Genomic DNA, 21256 nt, shown 5'->3' with positions numbered 1-21256 from the left:
GCGCATCGACTGCGGGTGGAGGCTGCAAGTTCAAGCGAAGCGTCGATCCGGCCGCCTCCTCGTGGAGCGCGGGCCATGAGGCGTACCCAGTGATATAATTTTTGGAACAACCCCTTATATTTGCGTGATCAGCGGCATACCATTGTCACGATTATGCCTTATCACGGTCTTTTGGTCGCCGAATTGCCCGGTCAGCTTGGGGATGCCTCGGGGGAGGCCTCACAGATGTACGGGAGACCTCATGCGTTCCATCTTCACCTACGGGGCTGCGGCCCTCGCCCTCGCCATCGCCGCTCCGGCCTTCGCTCAAGACGCTTCTGAGCCGACCGCCCCGCCGGCGAAGGACGCCAGCGCCACCGCCGCCACCCTGGCCGTCGGGGCCACCGTGAAGGATAAGACCGGCGCCAGTATCGGCACGGTCACCGAAGTGAAGCCCGACGCCGCCGGCCAGCAGGTCGCGACGATCAAGATGGGCTCGGACACCTTCGCGGTCGAAACCAACAAGCTGGCGATCGCCGACGGCTCGGCGACGATCAACGCCACAGCCGCCGAACTGAAGACGATGCTGAAGAAGTAGGTCACTTCAGAAGAAGTAATCGCTTCGGGCGCGCTCCGGTCCAGCCGGGCGCGCCTTTCTGCGCCGGAACCTGTCCGGTCACGGCAGGTCTCGTCCGACCCAGCCGCCGCGCACCCGTCGCGGTTTAACGGAAAACGTAGACCTCGCCGCCAGCGCGCTCCGGCAACGGCCCAGCCGCCACCGACAGTTCCGCCCGCCGCCCGCCGCACACGCAGCGCATACGGTCGGTGAACGCCCGCAATGGCAAGCCGCCCAAGCCCTGCGCCACCCAATGGCTCGGGTCGCACGGGGCCGCCCGCTCGCAACCTGGCGAGGCGCAGCGCGCCACCAGATGCCTGTCGATTCCAACGCACGCCAGCAGCGGCTCACGTTGCATGTCACCCCAGCTCTTCTCGTTCATGTCCGCCTCCAGGGTCGGAACAAAAGCAGAACGCAAAGACATGCGCGACTCCGTCTGGGTTGTGCGTCGAAATCATCCCCAACTTCTGAGGACGCCGACCAAGCAGCACCATCCGAAGAGTCGCGGCCACGCCAAACAGCCGGCGGGCGCGCTGCCTACGAATTCCTGTGAGCGCCTTGGCTTCAAGCTGAGATAAAATTCGCTAGCGCCCCCGCCGGCCTCCGATGCAAGCTTGGCTGAACACGAGGCTGACGCATGCGAACGCTCGAGGGGCCTGGCAGCGAACAACGTCTTCACCGCCTACAGGCAAGGTTTCGGCGCGCTTCGCCCGGCCGCCGGAACCGCATTCTCACGTGGGACCGCTTGTGGTTCCTGGTCGGCTGCGGCCTGTTGTTCGCCGCGAGCTACACCTTCACCTCGACCAGCCTCGATTTCGGTTCGCCGCTCGTCGCCGTCCGGCACTTCGTCGCGATCGGCAACTGCCAAACCGCATCGTATGTCGGCTTGGCGCCTGCTCGCCGAAGCGAACCTGGCTATTGGGCGACCAACGATCGAGACAAGGACGGCGTCGCCTGCGAATGGGGCTGACGACTATTCCTCCAGCAGCCCCTCGACGAACGCCGGCAGCCACGGATTACGGCCGGGCTTCATCCGCTCCGATCGGTAGATGTGGCCGAGATCGGCATAGGCCCGATCGAAATTCTTGTTGACGATGACGTAGTCATAGAGCCGCCAGTGCTCGATCTCGTCCTTGCCCTTCACCAGCCGCTTCTGGATCACCTCTTCGCTGTCCTGGGCGCGCGCATGCAGCCGCCGCGACAGGTCCTCCCAGGACGGCGGCAGGATGAACACCCGCACGCTGTCCTCGGGCGCGGCGTCGGCCACCTGCTTGGCGCCTTGCCAGTCGATGTCGAACAGTACGTCCTTGCCGGCCTCCAGGGCCGCCATCACCGGCGCCTTGGGCGTGCCATAACGATTGTCGTGGACGTCGGCCCATTCGAGGAACTCCCCGCGGGCGATCATCGCGTCGAAGGTCGGGCGATCGACGAAGTAGTACTCCCGGCCCTCCTCCTCGCCCGGGCGGGGCGGGCGCGTGGTGCACGAGATCGAGAGCATCAGGTCGCTGTGGTCGGCCACCAGCCGCCGCGACAGCGAGGTCTTGCCCGCGCCCGACGGCGAGGACACCAGCAGCATCATCCCGCGGCGGGTGGTTTCCCAGGGCCTGGGATGGTCGTGTCCGTCAGTCATTCGTCACTCTCGCACGTTCGGAGCGCCGCTTAACAGATACCGGCCTTGCGGCGGAAGTGACTCGATGCACCACTTCGAGGCCGCAGCGCCCTCTGCGACGAACAGTCCTGACCTACTCGACGTTCTGAACTTGCTCGCGGAACTGCTCGATCGTCGCCTTGAGCTCCAGCCCGACCGTGGTCAGCGCGCCCAGCGCCGACTTCGAACACAGGGTGTTGGCCTCGCGCATGAATTCCTGGGTCAGGAAGTCCAGCCGCCGCCCCTGCGGCCCCTCGGCGGCGATGTGGGTCCGGGCCGCCTCTACGTGCGCCCCCAGCCGGTCCAGCTCCTCGCGCACATCGGCCTTCACGGCCATGGCCGCGGCCTCGGTGACGATCTTGTCCTCGCCGGCCGCCTCGCCGACCAGTTCGGCCATCCGTCGAGCGAAGCGCTCCTTGATCGCTGCAGGTTGCCCCTCGGCCAGGCCCTGGGCGTCGCCCACCAGGGCCTCGATCTTGTCGACCAAGCCGATCAGCACGGCGGTGAGCGCCAAGCCCTCCTCACGGCGCGAGGCGGCCAGCGCGTCGAGCGCCGCGCCGACCGACAGCGCGATCGCCGCCTGCAGCGTGGCCTGGGCCTCCGGATCGTCGTCGCCCTCGGCGGCCTCGATGACCCCACGCAGCGCAAAAAGCCCATCCACGCTCGGCGGTCCGGCCTTGCCGGCCGCGATCAGCCCCTCGCCCATCGTCAGATAGCGGGCCAGAACCTCTTCGTTGATCCGCACTTCGACGCTGCTGTCGGCGCACTTGGCCTGGACACCGACGTTGACCTGCCCGCGCGCAAAGCGCGCCTGAGCCCCGTCGCGGGCGGCCCGGTCCAGTTGATCGAAGCCTGGAGGGCCGCGGAAGCGAACCTCCAGATTGCGCCCGTTGACCGAGCGCGCCTCGACCGCCCAGCTCCAATCCCCCGCCGCGCCCTCGGCACGGCCGAACCCCGTCATCCCAGATAGCGGCATGGATAAGCCGGTCCCTCGAAGCTGCACAATCGTCATCAGTCTACACGGCGCGCCGACCGCGAAGCCAACTCAAACCCGCAAACCCACCATCGATATCCATGGTCGACTCCTCATCAGCTTCAGCGTCAAGTTGCAGTTGGAACAGGACGGAGATCGCCATGGCCGTGGTCAGAAGTATCGCCGGCGCCGCCGCGATCTATTTCTGCGCATTGTTCACGGCGCTCGGCGTGTCGCGGCTGGTTCGGGATCTAGTGGATCTCGTCGGCGTCGAGCCGGTGTTCGGCCACATCGCCGGGGCGCTGATTGTCGCCTTCGCCCTGTTGCCCTGGGCGGGGTTTGCGGTGCGGACCTTCGCCATCCCGCCGTCCATTCCCCAGCGGCTCGCAGTCGGCGTGGGCGCGGTGGTCATGCTGTTCGTGTTGGCCGCGCTCGAACTGACCTTCTTCCGCCGCTTCCTCGAGGCCGAACTGAACCAGCCCGGCGACCGCACGTCGGCGTGGATCACTCTGGCTCTATTGCTGTACGCGGCGATCCTGCCGGCGTTTCGCGCACGCCGCGACCCGCGCGATTAGCGCGGGTCGCAAGCCGCTCGTCCTTAGCGGCGGACGATCTCCACGCGCCGCGCCTCGACGTCGGGCGTTGCGGCTGGCCCGTTCTCGACCGCGGTCGGCGCCACCATCTCGATGTTGGCGGCGGGAACCCCAGCCGTAACCAGCCGGTCGCGAACCGCTTCGGCCCGTTGCATCGCCAGGCGTTCGTTGAGCGGCAAGTTGCCGGTGCGATCGGTGTAGCCGGTGATGCCGACCCGCAGGTTGTCCTGCTTGATCGCCGCGGCCGCTTCCTCGATCAACCGCGCGTCGTCCGCGCCGATCGCCGCCGAGCCCAAAGCGAAGTGGACGGCGGCTGGCAAGCCGACGATCGCTGCAGGCGCTGGCGCAGGGGTGACTGGAACCGGAGCGACGACTTCGGCCCGCGGGGCGACCACGGCGGGAGCCGCAGGCCTCACCTCGGCGACGGGAGCGGTAGGCGCTGTCGATTGACGCCCGAGAAAGAACCAGGCCAGCAACGCCAGAGCCGCCAGGCCCAGCAGCCAGGGCAACCAAGCGCCCATACCCGAGCGACGCGCCGGCGCCGCCGCGGGCCCGCGGGCATAGACCGGCGCCGCAGGCGGCGGTCGATCTTCGACCCTGTGAACCCGGTCGCCGAAGTCGGCGACAGTCGCCGATGCGTCGGTCGCCGCGCTGGCCACTGACGCCGCTGCGCCGGCTCCGAGGGCGCCGGCCGCCAGCCCAGCCTTGCCGATGCCGCCGGCGATGTCCGTGCCGCCGAAGACCGACAGCTTCCGAAAATGCTCGGCTAGCAGATAGTAGACGGTCACTCGGTTCTTGGTGCGATCGGCGTGCATCCGGTCGCCGACGCCCATAATCGCGTCGTCCAGTTCGGCGTCGCTGTGCGCGAGGCCGAGCTTCTTCTTGAGGAAATTCTCGCGAACCCGCCGAAGTTCCTCGGGTTCGGTGAAGGAAACGAGCGACGAGTCACGGTTGTGCAGGGCGATCCCGCAATACCGCACGATCGCATCGATCACCTTGGAATCGGCGTTGGGAACATACTTCCTGACGTCGATGGCCCAGTCTTCCGCCATGGCCTGTCCTCCGATCCGTTTGACGGGCGTCGAACGGGGCGCGAGGGATCGCGTCCGGGATCGACCTCTCACCGATAGGACCATGGCGCGACGCGGGCGCTAGGGCCGTTTGCGGAGTGGGTCGAGGGATTTACCTTAGGAAATTGCGGCGCCGCTTACCGTTGCTTCACGGCGACGCTGATGCGTCCGCCCCGGGAATTGTCCGGCGTGGCTAGCGGCCGGACTGCTCTGCAGCCTTCTCCTGCAAGGCGCCGGCCTTTTCCTGAAGCGCGGCCGCAGCGCGCTGCTTCTCGACGACCCGCCATTTGGCGACATTCTTGAGATGCTCGTCGTAGGTGGTCGCGAAGACATGCCCTCCGGAGCCATCAGCCACGAAGAACAGATCATCGCTGGCCGGGGGATCAAGCACCGCAGCCAGCGCGGCGCGGCCTGGATTGGCGATCGGCGTCGGCGGCAGGCCGTCGATCTGATAGGTGTTGTAAGGGTTCGGCTGGGCCATTTCCGAGGCCCGCAGTCCGCGGCCCAGCGGCTTGCCGCCGTTCAGGCCGTAGATGATCGTCGGGTCGCTCTCCAGCCGCATCCCCTTGCGCAGGCGGTTGATGAACACCGCGGCGACCTGCGGACGCTCGCTGGCGATGCCGGTCTCCTTCTCGACGATCGAGGCCAAGGTCACCGCCTCGTCCGGCGTCTTGACCGGCAGGCCTGGCTGACGCTTCTCCCAAAGCAGCACCAGCAATTCGTCGCGCGCGTCCATCATCCGCTTCAGTACGGCCGAGCGATCCTCGCCGCGCTCGTACTGGTACGTCTCAGGCAGGATGGAGCCTTCCGGCGGCGCGGCGACCACACCGCTTAAATCCGGCCGCGCCATGAGGGCGGCGACCGCGGCCTCGGAGGTCATGCCCTCGGGGATGGTCACCTGATGGATGATGATCTTGCCGTCGCGGATGTCGCGCAGGATCGACGCTAGCGAAGCGCGGCTCTTGAACTCGTACTCGCCGGCCTTCAGCGACTTCGCCGCGCCGGTGAACTGGGCGGCGGCGGCGAACAGCGACTTCGATCGGATGGCCCCGGCCCCCTCAAGGGTGGAAGCGATTTCCGTCAGGCCGGCGCCCTTGCGCAGCATGACCACGCGGGTCTCGCCCCCATCGGTGGCCGGCCCTGGTCCCTGGTAGGACCACAGCGCCCAGACCAGGACCAGCGCCGCGACAACGCCCAGAGTCGCGGCTGCGCTGCCCAGGATAATCCTGAACCTGCGCGCAGGCGGCAGGGCGCCCGACGGCTTGCGCCGTCCGCGGGCGGCAGACTTACGCGGCTTGCGGCTCACGTGACCTTCTTGAACACCACGGACGCGTTGGTGCCGCCGAAGCCGAAGCTGTTGGACAGCGCCACGTCGATCTTCATCGGCTTGGCCTTGTGCGGAACCAGGTCGATCTGCGTCTCCACCGACGGATTGTCGAGGTTGATGGTCGGCGGCGCGATCTGATCGCGGATCGCCAGCACCGTGAACGCCGACTCGATGGCGCCGGCCGCGCCGAGCAGGTGTCCGGTCGCCGACTTGGTCGACGACATGGTCAGGTTTTTCGCCGCATTGCCCAGCAACCTGGTGACGGCGCCCAGTTCGATCTCGTCGCCGAGCGGCGTCGAAGTGCCGTGGGCGTTCACATAGTCGATTTCGGAGACGTCGATGCCGGCGTCCTTGATCGCCGCGCGCATGGCGCGGAAGCCGCCGTCGCCGTCCTCGGCCGGGGCGGTGATGTGATAGGCGTCGCCGGCCAGGCCGTAACCGGCCACTTCGGCGTAGATCTTCGCGCCGCGGGCCTTAGCATGTTCGTACTCTTCCAGCACCAGCACGCCGGCGCCCTCACCCATCACGAAGCCGTCGCGGCCCTTGTCATAGGGGCGGCTGGCCTTCTGCGGCTCATCGTTGAAGCCGGTCGACATGGCGCGGCAGGCAATGAAGCCCGCGACGCCGACCGGGCAGATGGCCGCTTCGGCCCCGCCGGCGATCATCACGTCGGCGTCGCCGTACTTGATCAGACGGGCGGCGTCGCCGATTGCGTGCGCGCCGGTGGCGCAGGCGGTGACGACCGAGTGGTTCGGGCCCTTGAAACCGTGACGGATCGAGACCTGGCCCGACGCCAGGTTGATCAGGGCCGAGGGGATGAAGAACGGGCTGACGCGGCGCGGGCCCTTCTCGAACAGCTCGACGCTGGTCTTCTCGATGGTGGCGAGGCCGCCGATCCCAGAGCCAATGATGACCCCGGTGCGTTCCTTGTCCTCCTCGCTTTCCGGGACCCAGCCCGAATCCTTCACGGCTTCGTCGGCCGCGGCGATCGCATAGAGGATGAAGTCGTCGACCCGACGCTGATCTTTCGGCGCCAGGGTGTCGTCCGGGTTGAACGAGCCAGGCACGCCTTCGCCGCCGCCGCCGCGTCCGTCGACCCGCGGCACTTCGCAGGCGACCTGACAGGCATAGTCGGTGGGATCGAAGGTGGTGATGCGCCCCGCCCCGGACTTGCCTTCAAGAATGGCTTTCCAGGTGAGCTCGGCGCCTTGGCCGAGGGGGGTCAGCAAACCAATGCCGGTGACGACGACACGACGCATGCGCGGGCCTCCAAACGCAGACCGCCGCGAACTCCGAAGAGCTTCGCGGCGGCCGAATATTCAATGAATTCCGTGGATTCGCCTTAGGCGCCCAGGCGCTCACCGATGAACTTCACCGCATCGCCGACGGTCTGGATGTGCTCGGCGGCGTCATCCGGGATCTCGATGTCGAACTCTTCTTCGAAGGCCATGACCAGCTCGACGTTGTCGAGGCTGTCAGCGCCCAGGTCGTCGATGAAGCTCGCCTTTTCGGTGACCTTCTCGGGGTCGGCGTCCAGATGTTCGATGACGATCTTACGCACGCGCTCGAGGATGTCGGACATTCGCTTAAGTCCCTTGTGTTTGTCTAAATCCATCTGCGACGGTCGACGGGATGTCAACCGTTGCAAACATACAGGTTGAGACCTTCGCCTCGCCGGTTCGGGCGGCGACGTAGCATGTTCGCCACGGCCACGCCAGCGGGCTCAGATCATGGCCATGCCGCCGTTCACATGCAGGGTTTGGCCCGTCATGTAAGCGGCCTCATCGCTGGCCAGATAGACGCAGGCGGCGGCCACTTCACTGCCCGTTCCCAGCCGTCCGGCGGGGATCGTACCCATGATCTGGGCCTTCTGCTGCTCGTTCAGGGCGTCGGTCATCGGGCTTTCGATGAACCCCGGCGCCACGCAATTCACCGTGATCCCGCGGGTCGCGACCTCTTGGGCCAGCGCCTTCGAGAAGCCGATCATACCGGCCTTGGAGGCAGCGTAGTTGGCTTGGCCCGGATTCCCCATCACGCCCACGACGGAAGTGATGCCGATGATTCGCCCATGGCGCCGCTTCATCATGCCGCGCATCGCCGCCCGGCTGAGCCGGAAGTAGCTCTCGAGATTGACCTTCAGGACCGCGTCCCAGTCCTCGTCCTTCATCCGCATCAGCAGGCCGTCGCGGGTGATTCCCGCGTTGGCGACCAGGACGTCGATCCCGCTCCCCGTCACCTCTTCGGCGCGGCTGATCAGCGTGTCGACCGATGCTGGGTCAGACAGGTTGGCGGGCACGGCCGAGGTGCGCTCGCCCAGTTGCTGGGCCAAATCCTGCAACACGGCTTCGCGGGTGCCTGACAGCACCACATGCGCACCGGCGGCGTGCAGCGCCTTGGCGATCTCACCGCCGATGCCGCCGGTCGCCCCGGTGACCAGGGCGGTCTTTCCTGTCAGGTCGAACATCTCAGAGTCCCTTCGCGAAGGCTTCAAGGTCGGCAGGCGCGTTGAGCGGCGTCGCCTCGGCGTCCGGGGCGATGCGCTTGGCCATGCCCGACAGCACCTTGCCGGCGCCGGCCTCGGCGAAGCGGGTGACGCCGCCCTCGCCGGCCAGCCAGATCATGCTCTCGCGCCAGCGCACGCGGCCGGTGACTTGTTCCACCAGCAGGCGGCGAATCTCTTCCGGGTCGAGCGTCGGGCGCGCCGTGACGTTGGCCACGACCGGCGCGCGCGGCGCCAGGATCGTGGCGCTCGCCAGGGCCTGCGCCATCTCGTCGGCGGCGGGCTGCATCAGCGGACAGTGGAAGGGCGCCGAGACGTTCAGCGGAATCGCTCGCGCACCTAGCTCCTTGGCCTTCTCGATGGCCACGTCGACCGCGGCCTTATCGCCCGAGATCACCACGTTGCCGTTATTGTTGTCGTTGGCGACGACGCAGACACCAACCTTCGAACCGGCTTCGGCGGCGGCCTCGGCCAGCGCGACATCGGTCTTCGGTCCGATCAGCGACGCCATGGCGCCGGCGCCAACCGGCACCGCACGCTGCATGGCCTGGCCGCGCAACTTCAGCAGCCTCGCCGTGTCGGCGAGGCTGATCGCGCCAGCGGCCGCCAGGGCCGAGTATTCGCCCAGCGAGTGACCGGCGACGAAGGCGGCCTTCTCGATGCCGACGCCGAACTCCTTCTCCAGGGTCCGGGTCACGGCCAGCGACACGGCCATCAGCGCCGGTTGGGCGTTCTCGGTCAGGGTCAGGTCGCCTTCCGGGCCCTCGCGCATCAGCGCGAACAGCTTCTGGCCCAGGGCGTCGTCGACTTCCTGGAAGACCTCACGAGCAGAGGCGAAGGCCTCGGCGAGGTCCGCGCCCATCCCGACAGCTTGGCTGCCCTGGCCAGGAAAAATGAAGGCGAGGCTCATTGCGCGTCTCCCACGCACTTACGATTCCGAGCCGGGAGGGTTAGTGGAGAAGCCAAGCCCCGGCAAGGCGGCGATCGAGAACGGGAGGACGTCATGCGCGCGGTGATCCGGCGAAACAAGCAATTGGTCTGCGACGAGATCGCCGAGTTGAAGCCCGATCAGGGGCAGGTGCTGGTCCGCACGCTCGCCTGCGGAATCTGCGGCTCGGACCTGCACGCGTTGCACCACATGGAACACATGATCGACCTCACCCGCCGCGCCGGCGGCATGGGCGACGGCTTCGATCCGACCGCCGACACTGTCTTCGGCCACGAGTTCTGCGCTGAGATCCTCGAGCACGGGCCCGGCACGACCGGCGCGCTCAAGGCCGGCACGCGAGTCGTTTCGATTCCGGCCACGCTGACCCCGGTCGGCGGCGTCGAGATGCTGGGCTTCTCGAACAACCTGCCCGGCGGTTTTTCCGAACGCATGATCCTCTCCGAGGCGCTGCTTCTGCCGGTGCCCAACGGTCTGCCCACTGACAAGGCCGCCCTCACCGAGCCGTTCGCCGTCGGCGCCCACGCCGTGGCCAAGGCGCGGCTCGATCCCAACAGCGTCGCCCTGGTGGTGGGCTGCGGCCCCGTCGGCCTGGCGGTGATCGCCGGCCTCAAGGCCCGCGGTCACGGCCCGGTCATCGCCGCCGACTTCTCGCCCCGCCGCCGCGCCGCGGCCGAGATGCTGGGCGCGGACGTAGTGATCGACCCGGCCGTCGAGAGCCCGCACGCCCGCTGGGAAGGCTTTGGCGTGCCCACGGCCCGGGCGGCCCAGAACATGGTCCGGATGATGGGCGGCAGCTTCGGCCGTCCCGTGGTGTTCGAATGCGTCGGCTCGCCCGGGGTCGTGCAAAGCCTGATCGAGGCCTCCCCTGCCGGATCTCAGATCGTCGTCGCCGGCGTCTGCATGGAGACCGATCGCATCGAGCCGGCGATCGCCATCACCAAGGAGATCGAGCTGACGTTCGTGTTCGGCTACACGCCCGAAGAGTTCGCCGCGACCCTGCACGATATCGCCGAGGGCAAGATCGACGTCAGCAACGTGGTCACCGGCACCGTCGGACTCGACGGCGTCGCCCAGGCCTTCAAGGATCTTGGCGATCCTGAGGCGCACGTGAAGATCCTCGTCCAGCCCTAGAGCTTCATGGGGCTGGCGTAACCCGTCAGCTCCAGATAGCCGCGCCCGCCCTCGCTGCGCACCGCCCCTTCCCAATAGACGGGGCCGCCGGAGGCGCGGCTGTCGAGCTCTTGGTCGTCGAACAGCGGCTTCAGGCTCCAGCGCCGGGCGCCGCCAGGCGCCTGCACGGTCACCGTCCGCTCGACCGGATAGACCGCGCCCGTCCGCCGCGAGCGCCAGTTCCGTTGCGACGTGAAGCGCACCTGAGAGGGGCCGAACCGGACGGCGCGGCCATCCGGGCCCCGGAGCGATCCGCCGGCCCACAACGCCTTGCCGCTCGCGTCTCGCACCTGGAATGCCATCAGCGCTCCGCCGTCGTCGAGATTGAGACCAACCCAGTCCCAGCCGACCGCCGCCGGATCCAGCAGGGTCGAGGACCACTCGCGATCCAGCCACGCCGTACCCGCCACCTTGACCGCTTTCCCGCCGCGTTGAACCGTTCCGGCGACCTTCAGCTGCGGCAGGCTGTAGTAGTAGCTGGCCTGCGTCGCCAGTGGGCCCTTACGGCTGAACCCGCTCTCCCCCTGCAGCAGCACCGGCTGGGTCGGGGTGAAGGCCAAATCGAGGTCAAAGCCCTCGCCGGCGACCTTGGTGGTGAAACGTCCGTCTGCGCCGCGCCGCAGTCGCCAGTCGTCGATCACCAGATCGGCGTCGCCGACCGCCGCCTGCGCCAGCCCGAACCCCGCCCGCGCAATCCGCTGCCCGTGCATCAGCTTACCGACCATCGGATCGGAAATCGCAGCGTGGGCGAACAGGACCTGACGCGGCGCGAAGGCGCTGGGATTGTCGCTCGCGGCCGGAGGTCGCGAACGGAAGAACGTCACCTGGAATCCAAGATCCTTGGCGTCCTCGGTGCGCAGCCAGCCGGTCACGTACCACCACTCGGTCCTGAAATCGGGGTGCGCACCATGATCGGCGGGGAACCGTAGCGCCACGCCGGGCAGCACGAGGGGATAGCGCGGCGCCTGGGCCTGCGCGGGCACGGTCCAGCCGACGAGCAGCGCCAGAAACGCCAGCATCCAGCGCCGCATCACCAATCCTCCCGCACGGAGCGTACGGCGTCCGCCGACACCGCGCGCCGTCCGGCCAACAGCGCCGTACCGGCGGCGGACAGGACGAGCGCGAGGCCCACGCAGGCCAGCAACCCCCAGGGCAGCCGCGTCTCCATCGTCCAGTGAAACGATTGTGGGTTCACCACATGGATCAGCACCTGGCTCATGATCAGCCCCAACCCGATCCCGGCCAGGCCGCCCACCGCGCCCAGCAAGGCGCCCTCGGTCGCCAGCATCGCGACGATCTGGCGGCGAGTGACGCCCAGGTGCCGCAGCATCCCGAACTCCTTGGTCCGCGCCAGGGTCTGGGCCGAGATCGTCGCCGCCACCCCCGCCAGCCCGACCACGATGGCGATGGCCTCCAGGCCGTAGGTCACCGCAAAGCTCCGGTCGAACAGGCGGAGCGCCATGTCGCGGATCACTCTCGGCTCGGCGACGGTCACCCGTCCGGCCAGTCGCGATGGGACGTTGGCTTCGATCGCTTCAGCCACCGCGCGATGGTCCGCTCCAGGCGCAAGGGTGATGGACGCCTCGCTGCGGGACCGGTCACCGGTCAGCGCCGTGTAGTCGTGGCTCTCCAGCGTCACCGCTCCATGTTGCCGGGCATAGTCGCGCCAGATTCCGGTCACGAAGAACCCCTGCGGCTGCGCCCCGCCGATCGGCAGGTCGATCCGCTGTCCGACCTTCCAGCCGTAAAGCCATGCGGCGGGCTCAGACACATAGATCGGGATCGTCCCGGCCGGCGCTTCCGCGGTCCGGCCGATCATCGGCGGCGCACCGGCGTCCAGTCCGCCTTCGGGGCGCGCGATCAGCGCCAAAGGCGGCGCGTCCGCGCTCATCCGCAGCGTCGTGGTGCGCATGAAGGCCATACGCGCGACGCCCGGCGTCGCCGCCAGCCTCGCCTGCTCGTCAGGATCAAATCCGCCGCCCGTCCCCGCCGCTTCGATCCGCAGGTAGAGATCAGCCGGCAGCACCTGCGCCAGCCAGTCCTCGACCGAGCCTCGGAAGCTGGAGACCATCACGGCCATCGCCACCATCAGGCTGGTGCTGGCCACCACGCCGCAGAGCGCCACCGCCGCCTGGGTCGGCGCGCCCCAAAGCCGCTTGATCGCCAGGTCCGGAGCGATGCTCGCGAACCAGCGGTCTTTCAGTCCTGATAGCAGTACTCGCGCCAGCCGCGGCATCGCCGCCACCCCGCCCGCCAGCAGCAAGGCCATCGCGGCATAGCCGAGCAACGGCACGCCACCGATCGCCGGCCCGAAGGCCGCCGCGGTCCCCGCGGCCAGCAACAGGACCGAAGGCCAAATCGCCGGCGTCGCGCGCGGGTCGACGGCGTCGCCGGCGTTCTTCAGCGCCACGGCCGGCTGGGCGCGGGCGGCCTCGCGCGCCGGAGCCAGACTACCGACGACCGCAGTCGCCAAACCGAGCGCCAGGAACAGCAGGGCCGGGCCCGGGGCGAGGACCAGTTGCGGTTTGGAAGCGCCGAAATACCCGCCGCCAAGGTCACCGCCGAGCAGTGTCAGGGCGCCGTCGGCGAGCGCGAAGCCGAGACCGATCCCGACGATGCCGCCGGCCAGCCCGACGCCGACTCCCTCGGCCATCACCTGGGCGAGCAGCACTCGACGGCGCACGCCCAACACTCTCAAAAGCGCGAATTGCGGACGCCGCCGGGCGACGGAAAGCGACTGCGCCGAATAGACGAGGAAGCCGCCGGTCAGCAGCGCCATCAACGCCAGCATGTCGAGATTGACCCGATAGGCGCGGCTGAGGCTGTCGCTACGCCTCGCCTCGCTCTCCTGACTGACCAGTTGGGCGTCGTTCGGCAGCGCCGCCCGCAGCTGATCGGCCACCTGCGCGACATCCGTTCCTTTGACGAGCTTGAGGTCCAGCCGTTGCAGCCGGCCAAGCGTGCCGAGCCGCCACTGCGCCGCGGCGATGTCGAGCACCGCCAGCCGCCGCTCGTCACCGACCCCTGGCAGTACGCCCGCAATCCGGAAGGCGGCGCGCCGACCGCCGGCGCTCAGTTCGATCTCCTGGCCGATCGCGCGCCCTTGCAGCGCCGCCGGCGAGAGGAAGACGGCGCGCTCATCGAAGGCCGCCTCCATCGTCGGGCCTCTCGCGTCGTCGCCCTCGGCCGCCAACGGCCGGCCGATCAGGCTCGGGGTCACGTACGCTGCGCGCAGGACGTCGAGGCCAAGCACGGTGAGGGTCTCGCCCGGCCGCTCTGTCCCCGCCTCCAGCTCGACGACCGGACTGACAGCGGCGACCTCGGCCTTCCGGGCGAGTTCAGGATAGAGGCCTTCGGCGAAGCCGCGCGCCGTTGTCGAGCGCACCTGCAGCTCGGCCTCGCCATTGACCGCGCTGACGGCCTTGGAAAATTCGCTAAGCGCCGAGGCGTTTACCAGGTGCACGGCCAAGCCGAGCGCGACGCCGACCGCGATGGCCGCCGCGGCGGTGATCACCCGCATCGGATGAGCCCGCCACTCGCCGAGGATCATCCAGCGGGCGGCCAGGCCGCGCTGCTCAGGCGCGCGGGCGTTCGACAAGGCCGTTCCGTCCCAGGATGAGCACGCGGTCGGCCGCGGCGGCCGCGACCTCGGAGTGGGTGACCAGCACCACAGCGGCGCCAGACCGGCGCACTTCCTCTGCGAACACCTGCAGCACGCGGTTGGCGGTTTCGGGGTCGAGGTTGCCGGTCGGCTCATCGGCCAGCAACAGGTCCGGCTGGTGGATCAAGGCTCGGGCGATCGCCACCCGCTGCATCTCGCCGCCCGACAGCTGCCGCGGATAGTCGCCGGCGCGGCCGGCCAGGCCGACCGCCCCCAGCATCTGTTCGGCGCGCTCCAAAGCGCGGGCGCCTCGCTGGCCTTGCAGCGCCAACGGCAGGGCGACGTTCTGGCCGAGGGTCAGGTGCGGCAGGATGTGGAACGCCTGGAAGACGAAGCCGACCCGGTCGCGCCGCAGCAGCGTGCGGGCGTCGTCGTCCAGTCCGGCTAGGTCGACGCCGTCGATGGCGATGGCCCCATTGTCGGCCTGATCCAGCCCCGCGATCAGGTTCAGCAGGGTCGACTTGCCGACGCCGGACTCGCCCATGATCGCCACGAACTCACCTGCCCCTAGGCGCAGGTCCAGCCGTTCGAACAGCACACGCCCGCCGGGAACCGACTTGGTGAGGTCTGAAATCTGCAGAACGGGCGCGGTCATCGGCGACATCCTAGCCTGAACCGCGCCCTTCCAAGCTAGGACGGTTTGGGCGGCGGCGGCGCCAGGCGGCGCTGGGCCAGGGCCGTGCAGGAGGCGATGCCGATCGGACCGCTCTCGTCGTAGACGCGGGCGTCGCCCACGGCCACGCCGTCGTCAGCGCCGTGATAGACGCTTTCGAAGCCGACCCATTCGGTGTCGGGCAGCTTGTGCAGATAGAGTGTCACGTCCGAGTTGATGTAGCCGAGACCCTGGTCGCCGACGTGGGTCAGAGGGCTGACGAAGTCGCAGGCCACCGCCACACGCTGGAACGGGGTCAGCGGCTCGCCCTCGACGACGTCGCGCACCTCGCTCATCCAGGTTCGGCGCTGCTCGGCCGTGGCGAAGCCGCCGCTGATGGGGCGTGAGGCCCACATGCCGCCCATGCCGCCGCGGTTCTCCGGTTCAGGGATGTCCAGCGGCGACGGGACGCTCCACGTGCCCGGCTTCCAGACGTTGCCTTCCGAGTTCTCGGTGCGCTTGAGGAACTGGCAGGAGGCGCGCGCCATGCTGACGCCGCCCGAAATGAACTCGGCGTCGACCACGCGGATACGGCCGCCCTCGCGGACGACCGTGGTCGTCACCTCGATCGGATCGAAGCCGGGCAGCTTGTACATGTCGACGGTCAGGCGCGCAGGGATGAATTCCGCGTCGCCGTGCTTCTGCTCGAGCACGAAGCCGAGAAGACCAATGATGACCCGTCCATGGAGAGAATTGGGATTCCAGGGACCGCGGCCGGCGGGAGTTGGGACGTAAAATTGACCGTCCCGTTTGAAAAAGGGTTCGTTCGTCATGGCGCGGGACCATGACGGATTCCAACGGCAGAGCCTAGTTTACGGGCGAGATCGGAAGGCCTTTCCCTCTGCGCCGCCGGACGACGAATTTCCTTTCGCCGCCGCGCATTTGCGCGCCGTGAACGGACTGCCTTAAGCTCCAGCTTAAGCAAGATCACTCCGAGAGGCAGTTCCCAGATGCGTTTCCAGTTCCTTGGAAAATTTGCGGCCGGCGCCACCTTGTGCGGCATGACCGCATTTCCCGCCGCCGCCCTGCCCGATCCGAACGACCCGTACGTCTACATGGAGGAGATCGAGGGCGCCCGCGCCATGGCGTTCGCCAAGGCCGAGAACGAACGCTCGCTGCCGCAGCTGCAGAACGATCCCCGCTACTCAAAGCTCTATGACGACGCCCTGGCCATCGCCACGGCCAAGGACCGGATCACGGTCGTGGGCTTCGCCGGCGACGGCGCGCTGCGCAACTTCTGGCAGGACGCAGATCACGTCCGCGGCCTGCTGCGCTCGACCACGCTCGACAGCTACCGGACCGGCAAGCCGGAATGGCGCACCATCCTGGACGTCGACGCCTTGGCCAAGGCCGAGGGCAAGAACTGGGTCTACAGCGGGTCGACCTGCCTGCCTCCCGACGACCGTCTGTGTCTGATCTCGCTGTCGAACGGCGGCAAGGACGCCGTCGAGGTCCGCGAGTTCGACGTCCAGACCGGCCAGTTCGTGACCGGCGGTTTCCTGCTGCCCGAGGGCAAGCACCGGGTGACCTGGGTCGACGCCGACACCTTGGCCGTCGCCACCGAATGGACCAAGGGCGAAGTCACGACCTCCGGCTATCCCTATGTGATCAAGCTGCTGAAGCGCGGTCAGCCGCTGGCCGACGCCCGCGAAGTGTTCCGCGGCAAGGCTGACGACGGCGGCTACGGCGTCAGTCCGGTGGCCCTGCGCGACGCCGACGGCAAGCTGCAGGCGCTGCTGGCGGCCCGCCCGCTCGACACGTTCAACGCCGAATTCCACCTGCTGGACGAGCGCGGCGCCCGCAAACTGGGCGTCCCGCTCCGGTCCTCACCCGAGGGCCTCATCGACGGCCAGTTGCTGCTCACCCTTGAACAGGACTGGGAGGGCCATGGCCAAAGCGGCGACCTGCTCGCCATCGACCTCGCCGCCCTCAAGGCCGCGCCCGACGCACCGAAAACGACGCCGATCTTCCGCCCCACGACCAGTCAGGCGATCCAGCAGGTGGCGACCACCCGCAACCGACTGGTCGTCGCTCTGTTCGACAACGTGAAGGGTGAGGTCCTCAGCTTCAGCCATGGTCCGGCCGGCTGGAGCTCGACCAAGCTCGACCTGCCGAAGGACTCGACCATCGCCATCGCCTCGGCCTCCGACCGCGACGACCGGATGATCCTGCAGGTGTCCAGCTTCCTCACGCCCTCGACCCAGGTGATGGCCGACGCGGGCTCGGGCGCCCACGAGACGCTGCGCACCCTGCCCGCCCGGTTCGACGCCTCCAACCAGATGGTCGAGCAGCATTGGGCGATCTCGAGGGACGGGACCAAGATCCCTTACTTCCTGATCCGCTCGAAGAGCCTGAAGTTCGACGGCCAGGCCCCGACCCTGCTCTACGCCTATGGCGGTTTCCAGGTCTCACAGGCCCCGGGCTACGCCGCCACGGTCGGCAAGCTTTGGCTGGAGCGTGGCGGCGCCTATGCGATCGCCAACATCCGCGGCGGCGGCGAGTTCGGCCCGCGCTGGCACGAGGCCGGCCTGAAACTGAACCGCCAGCGGGTCTACGACGACTTCTTCGCGGTTTCCGAGGACCTGATCGCCCGCAAGATCACCAGCCCCGCCAAGCTGGGCATCATGGGCGGCTCCAACGGCGGCCTGCTGATGGGCGTGGCCCTGACCCAGCGGCCCGAGCTCTACAAGGCCGTGGTCATCCAGGTGCCGCTGTTCGACATGATCGGCTACACCCACATCGGGGCCGGTGCCTCGTGGGTCGGCGAGTACGGCGATCCGGCCAATCCGGAAGAGCGCAAGGTCATCGACACCTACTCGCCCTACCAGAAGCTGGCCAAGGGCCAGCCCTATCCGCGCGTCTTCCTGGAGACCTCGACCAAGGACGACCGCGTCCATCCGGCCCATGCGCGCAAGGCCGCGGCCCGGCTCAAGGAGCTCGGCTACGACTACCTCTATTACGAGAACATCGACGGCGGTCACGCCGCCGCCGCGAACCTCAACGAAACCGCCAAGCGCCAGGCGCTCGAATACACCTATCTCAGCCAGCAGCTGATGGACTGAAGGCGGAGCCCGGGCGAGCCTCCACCGCCCGGGCCTCCACCTCGTCACCGCACTCCGAGCAGGTCATCACCGGCTGGAAGTCGCAGCCGCAGGCCTTGTGCCGCCGCAGGATCGGCGGACCGCGCCCGTCGTCGTAGTGCCGGTCGCCCCAGCTGACGATCGCCAGGACCACCGGATAGAGATCCAGGCCCTTCTCGGTCAGCCGGTACTCGTGTCGGACTGGACGGTCCTGATAGGCGACCTTGGCCAGCACCCCCTCGTCGGTCAGCACCTTCAGCCGGTCGGCGATGATCGTGCGTGAAATGCCCAGGCGCTCCTGGAACGCCTCGAACCGCCGCACGCCGAGAAAGCAGTCGCGCAGGATCAGCAGCGTCCAGCGGTCGCCTATAACCGCCACCGACCGCGCCAGGGAACACGGCTCACGGCTCAGATCATCCCATTTCATCGCCGGCTCCATCCGCCATTGACCAAGTCCAGATTCGATACCATGGTCCGTCCAGAAAATAAACTTATTGGAGACGAGCCATGGCGGCCTGTCTTGTGGTCGGCGCCGGCGACGGCGTCGGCGGAGCGATAGCACGTGCCTTCGCCGCCGAGGGCATGGAGGTCTGCATCACGCGGCGGGCCCGAAATCTCGAGCAGTTGGAAGAGCTGGCCCAGTCGATCCGCGACGGCGGAGGCAAGGCCCGCGCCTACGGTGTCGACGCCCGCTCCGAGGACGAGATGATCGCCCTCGTCGACAAGATCGAGGCCGAGGTCGGTCCGCTGGAAGTGGTCGTCTTCAACATCGGCGCGAACGTCCGCTTCAGCCTGACCGACACCACGAGCCGCGTGTTCCATAAGGTCTGGGAGATGGCCTGCTTCGCCGGCTTCCTGACCGGGCGCGAGGCGGCCCGGGTGATGATTCCACGCGGCCGCGGCACGATCCTCTTCACCGGCGCTTCGGCCTCGCTGCGCGGACGTCAAGGCTTCTCGGCCTTCGCCGCGGCCAAACATGGGCTGCGCGCCCTGGCCCAATCGGCCGCCCGCGAACTCGGCCCCCAGGGGATCCACATCGCGCACGTGGTGGTCGACGGCTCCATCGACGGGGTCTTCTCACGCGCCAACATCCCCGACCTGGATGCGCGGCTGGAGGGCGACAGCATCCTCAAGCCGGACGAGATCGCCGCCAACTATGTCTGGCTGCACAAACAACAACGCTCGGCCTGGACGCACGAACTAGATCTGCGCCCCTGGACCGAGACCTGGTGAGGACCGCCCATGACCAAGACCGTCGAGTTCATCTTCGACTTCGGCAGCCCCAACGCCTACCTGGCCTACGGGGTGTTGAAGGACATCGCCGCCCGCACCGGCGCGCATGTCGTGCTGACGCCCTGCCTGCTGGGCGGCCTCTTTAAGATCACCGGCAACCAGGCCCCGATGACCGCCTTCGGCGGGATCCAGGGCAAGCTCGCCTACGAGGCGCTGGAGACCAAGCGCTTCGTCGCCAAGCACGAGCTCGACCGCTACCAGTTCAACCCGCATTTCCCGGTCAACACCCTGCTGATCATGCGCGGTCTCGTCGCCGCGCGGCGCCAGGGCGTCGAGCGGGCCTATCTCGATGTGGTCATGGCCGGCATGTGGGAACGCGGGCTGAAGATGGACGACCCCCAGGTGGTCGCCGTCGCGCTAAGCGAGGCCGGCCTCGACGCCAAGGCGATCCTCGAGGCGACGCAGGACCCTGAAGTGAAGGCCGAACTGCTGGCCAACACCGAGCGCGCGGCCGCCCGCGGCGCCTTTGGAATTCCCACCTTCTTCGTCGGCGACGAGATGTTCTTCGGCAAGGAACGGCTGGGTCAGGTCGAGGAAGAACTGGCGGCCTAGCGCCGCCGGCTCGAACCGGTCTAACTCTCGCTCCTGGGGGAGCTGGAGCCGGCTATGGACGTGGATTCGACGGGCGGGGCGGTGACGGGCGCGATGATGGGCGCCGCCGTCGAGAAACCGACGGGCAAGGCTGGCGCGCATAGCGGCCATTGCGACGACTGCGGCGCCGAGGTCACGGGGCGGTTTTGCGCCAACTGCGGCCAGCCGGCCCACACCCACCGCACGCTGTTGCACCTGGGCGAAGAGATCCTGCACGGGGTCATGCACTTCGACAGCCGGATCTGGCGCACCCTGCCGCTGCTGGTCGCCAATCCCGGCCGGCTGACCCGCGAGTGGGTGCTGGGCAAGCGGACGCGCTACGTCTCGCCGCTGGCCATGTACCTGTTCACTGTCTTCGTGATGTTCATGATCCTGAGCTTCATGCCGGTGAAAACTCAGATTCAGGCGGCGGAGACCGCGGTGCGCGACGCCGCCAGCGGACCAGCCTCCACCGGCACGACATACATGATAGCCACCAACGAGGTGGTGCAGGCCGAGACGGCGCTGGAGAACGCCCCCAAAGGCGACGACCCGGCCTCAGTCGCCAAACGGGCGGAACTGATGACGCGACTGGCGGCCGCGCGCGAGGCCGAAAGGGCCGCCGATGCGGCGATGGCGGAGTCCCCCAGCGCCCCTAACGTCGCGGTGATGGGCGCCAATTTGGCCGACAACCTGCGCACCGCCGCCGCCAACGGCGACCTCAAGGTCAACACCGGCGACAAGGCGCTGGACAAGAAGCTGCTGAAAAAGCTGCAAAACCCGGAGCTCACGCTCTACAAGCTGCAACAGACCTTCTACAAATTCTCGTTCCTGCTTATCCCCATATCGATCCCGTTCGTGGCCTTGCTGTTCCTCTGGAAGCGCGGCTTCACGCTCTACGACCACGGGGTCTTCGTGCTCTATTCGCTGACCTTCATGGCCATGCTGATCATGGTAACCGCGGGGCTCATGCGCTTTGGCGGCGTGATGGCCGTCATCGCCCTGCTCGCCGCGACGGCCATCGTGCCGGCGCACATGTTCGCCCAGGTGAAAGGCGCCTACGGCCTATCGACGTTCGCGGCGCTCTGGCGGACGGGCATGCTGCTGCTGTTCTGCAGCCTGGCGCTCTCGCTGTTCCTCACCGCGGTCGTGGTGCTCGGGGTCGCGGGCTAACC

The 21256-nt window shown here is 68.0% G+C and carries 22 protein-coding genes; 8 read left to right on the top strand and 14 right to left on the bottom strand.

The features are described 5' to 3' along the window. The first annotated feature begins 241 nt into the window (after positions 1-241). On the top strand, positions 242-577 hold the full coding sequence (locus C0481_RS07230; protein WP_293402127.1) for a hypothetical protein: 336 nt from the start codon (positions 242-244) through the stop codon (positions 575-577). A 124-nt stretch (positions 578-701) separates the two neighbouring features. Here the strand turns inward: C0481_RS07230 and C0481_RS07225 are convergent, their stop codons facing one another. Continuing rightward, entirely contained in the window at positions 702-977 is a 276-nt protein-coding gene (locus C0481_RS07225; RefSeq protein WP_293402125.1) for a hypothetical protein, read from the bottom strand. Positions 978-1340: 363 nt separating this feature from the next. Here C0481_RS07225 and C0481_RS07220 point away from each other — a divergent pair, with 363 nt between their 5' ends. Continuing rightward, positions 1341-1565, top strand: a complete 225-nt coding sequence (locus C0481_RS07220) for an excalibur calcium-binding domain-containing protein (protein ID WP_293402123.1) — start codon at positions 1341-1343, stop codon at positions 1563-1565. 3 nt (positions 1566-1568) lie between these two features. On the opposite strand, the gene gmk is transcribed toward C0481_RS07220, so the two are convergent. Both gmk and C0481_RS07210 read right to left on the bottom strand, forming a co-directional pair. Next, on the bottom strand, positions 1569-2225 hold the full coding sequence (gene gmk / locus C0481_RS07215; protein ID WP_293402121.1) for a guanylate kinase: 657 nt from the start codon (positions 2223-2225) through the stop codon (positions 1569-1571). 112 nt (positions 2226-2337) lie between these two features. Beyond that, positions 2338-3219 carry a YicC/YloC family endoribonuclease gene (locus C0481_RS07210; RefSeq protein ID WP_293402119.1) on the bottom strand — a complete coding sequence of 294 codons (882 nt, stop codon included), beginning with the start codon at positions 3217-3219 and terminating at the stop codon, positions 2338-2340. A gap of 158 nt (positions 3220-3377) precedes the next feature. Here C0481_RS07210 and C0481_RS07205 point away from each other — a divergent pair, with 158 nt between their 5' ends. Next, on the top strand, positions 3378-3791 hold the full coding sequence (locus tag C0481_RS07205) for a hypothetical protein (protein WP_293402117.1): 414 nt from the start codon (positions 3378-3380) through the stop codon (positions 3789-3791). Positions 3792-3814: 23 nt separating this feature from the next. Here the strand turns inward: C0481_RS07205 and C0481_RS07200 are convergent, their stop codons facing one another. The 6 genes from C0481_RS07200 to fabD form a co-directional block, all read right to left on the bottom strand. Beyond that, a complete protein-coding gene (locus tag C0481_RS07200; protein WP_293402115.1) occupies positions 3815-4861 on the bottom strand; it encodes a DUF2853 family protein in 1047 nt (348 codons plus the stop codon). Positions 4862-5072: 211 nt separating this feature from the next. Then, positions 5073-6128: an endolytic transglycosylase MltG gene (gene mltG, locus C0481_RS07195; protein ID WP_293402313.1), complete on the bottom strand. Its 1056-nt coding sequence runs from the start codon at positions 6126-6128 to the stop codon at positions 5073-5075. A 53-nt stretch (positions 6129-6181) separates the two neighbouring features. After that, entirely contained in the window at positions 6182-7465 is a 1284-nt protein-coding gene (gene fabF, locus C0481_RS07190; RefSeq protein ID WP_293402113.1) for a beta-ketoacyl-ACP synthase II, read from the bottom strand. Positions 7466-7548: 83 nt separating this feature from the next. After that, positions 7549-7788, bottom strand: a complete 240-nt coding sequence (locus C0481_RS07185) for an acyl carrier protein (RefSeq protein ID WP_056019455.1) — start codon at positions 7786-7788, stop codon at positions 7549-7551. A gap of 141 nt (positions 7789-7929) precedes the next feature. Then, positions 7930-8670 carry a 3-oxoacyl-[acyl-carrier-protein] reductase gene (gene fabG, locus C0481_RS07180; protein WP_293402104.1) on the bottom strand — a complete coding sequence of 247 codons (741 nt, stop codon included), beginning with the start codon at positions 8668-8670 and terminating at the stop codon, positions 7930-7932. 1 nt (position 8671) lies between these two features. Then, positions 8672-9616 carry an ACP S-malonyltransferase gene (fabD, locus tag C0481_RS07175; protein ID WP_293402102.1) on the bottom strand — a complete coding sequence of 315 codons (945 nt, stop codon included), beginning with the start codon at positions 9614-9616 and terminating at the stop codon, positions 8672-8674. Between the two features lie 93 nt (positions 9617-9709). On the opposite strand from fabD, the gene C0481_RS07170 reads away from it, so the two are divergent. After that, the gene (locus tag C0481_RS07170) at positions 9710-10786 is read left to right on the top strand and encodes a zinc-binding dehydrogenase (protein ID WP_293402100.1); all 1077 of its coding nucleotides are present in this window, start codon (positions 9710-9712) and stop codon (positions 10784-10786) included. Here the strand turns inward: C0481_RS07170 and C0481_RS07165 are convergent. The 4 genes from C0481_RS07165 to C0481_RS07150 are packed head-to-tail and all read right to left on the bottom strand — an operon-like array spanning position 10783 to position 15911. Then, positions 10783-11856: a carotenoid 1,2-hydratase gene (locus C0481_RS07165; protein ID WP_293402098.1), complete on the bottom strand. Its 1074-nt coding sequence runs from the start codon at positions 11854-11856 to the stop codon at positions 10783-10785. The two genes, C0481_RS07170 and C0481_RS07165, sit on opposite strands and share 4 nt — an antisense overlap. After that, a complete protein-coding gene (locus C0481_RS07160) occupies positions 11856-14423 on the bottom strand; it encodes an ABC transporter permease (protein ID WP_293402096.1) in 2568 nt (855 codons plus the stop codon). Before C0481_RS07160 ends, C0481_RS07165 begins: the two co-directional genes overlap by 1 nt. Next, positions 14401-15081, bottom strand: coding sequence for an ABC transporter ATP-binding protein (locus C0481_RS07155; protein ID WP_293402094.1), 681 nt, complete (start codon positions 15079-15081; stop codon positions 14401-14403). Before C0481_RS07155 ends, C0481_RS07160 begins: the two co-directional genes overlap by 23 nt. 35 nt (positions 15082-15116) lie before the next feature. Continuing rightward, positions 15117-15911 carry an acyl-CoA thioesterase domain-containing protein gene (locus C0481_RS07150; protein WP_293402092.1) on the bottom strand — a complete coding sequence of 265 codons (795 nt, stop codon included), beginning with the start codon at positions 15909-15911 and terminating at the stop codon, positions 15117-15119. Positions 15912-16139: 228 nt separating this feature from the next. Between C0481_RS07150 and C0481_RS07145 the strand changes: the two genes are divergently transcribed. Continuing rightward, a complete protein-coding gene (locus C0481_RS07145) occupies positions 16140-18200 on the top strand; it encodes a prolyl oligopeptidase family serine peptidase (RefSeq protein ID WP_293402311.1) in 2061 nt (686 codons plus the stop codon). Here the strand turns inward: C0481_RS07145 and C0481_RS07140 are convergent. Continuing rightward, positions 18178-18645, bottom strand: a complete 468-nt coding sequence (locus C0481_RS07140) for a helix-turn-helix domain-containing protein (protein ID WP_293402090.1) — start codon at positions 18643-18645, stop codon at positions 18178-18180. The two genes, C0481_RS07145 and C0481_RS07140, sit on opposite strands and share 23 nt — an antisense overlap. 80 nt (positions 18646-18725) lie before the next feature. On the opposite strand from C0481_RS07140, the gene C0481_RS07135 reads away from it, so the two are divergent. The 3 genes from C0481_RS07135 to C0481_RS07125 are packed head-to-tail and all read left to right on the top strand — an operon-like array spanning position 18726 to position 21254. Continuing rightward, positions 18726-19451, top strand: coding sequence for an SDR family NAD(P)-dependent oxidoreductase (locus tag C0481_RS07135; protein WP_293402088.1), 726 nt, complete (start codon positions 18726-18728; stop codon positions 19449-19451). Between the two features lie 9 nt (positions 19452-19460). Then, complete coding sequence (locus C0481_RS07130) at positions 19461-20063, top strand: 2-hydroxychromene-2-carboxylate isomerase (protein WP_293402086.1); 603 nt, start codon at positions 19461-19463, stop codon at positions 20061-20063. Positions 20064-20117: 54 nt separating this feature from the next. Continuing rightward, complete coding sequence (locus tag C0481_RS07125; protein ID WP_293402084.1) at positions 20118-21254, top strand: DUF3667 domain-containing protein; 1137 nt, start codon at positions 20118-20120, stop codon at positions 21252-21254. Positions 21255-21256 lie beyond the last annotated feature (2 nt).

It is taken from the genome of Phenylobacterium sp., assembly GCF_013822795.1.
Taxonomy (GTDB): domain Bacteria; phylum Pseudomonadota; class Alphaproteobacteria; order Caulobacterales; family Caulobacteraceae; genus Phenylobacterium.
This window is presented reverse-complemented; position numbering and strand designations above follow the sequence as displayed.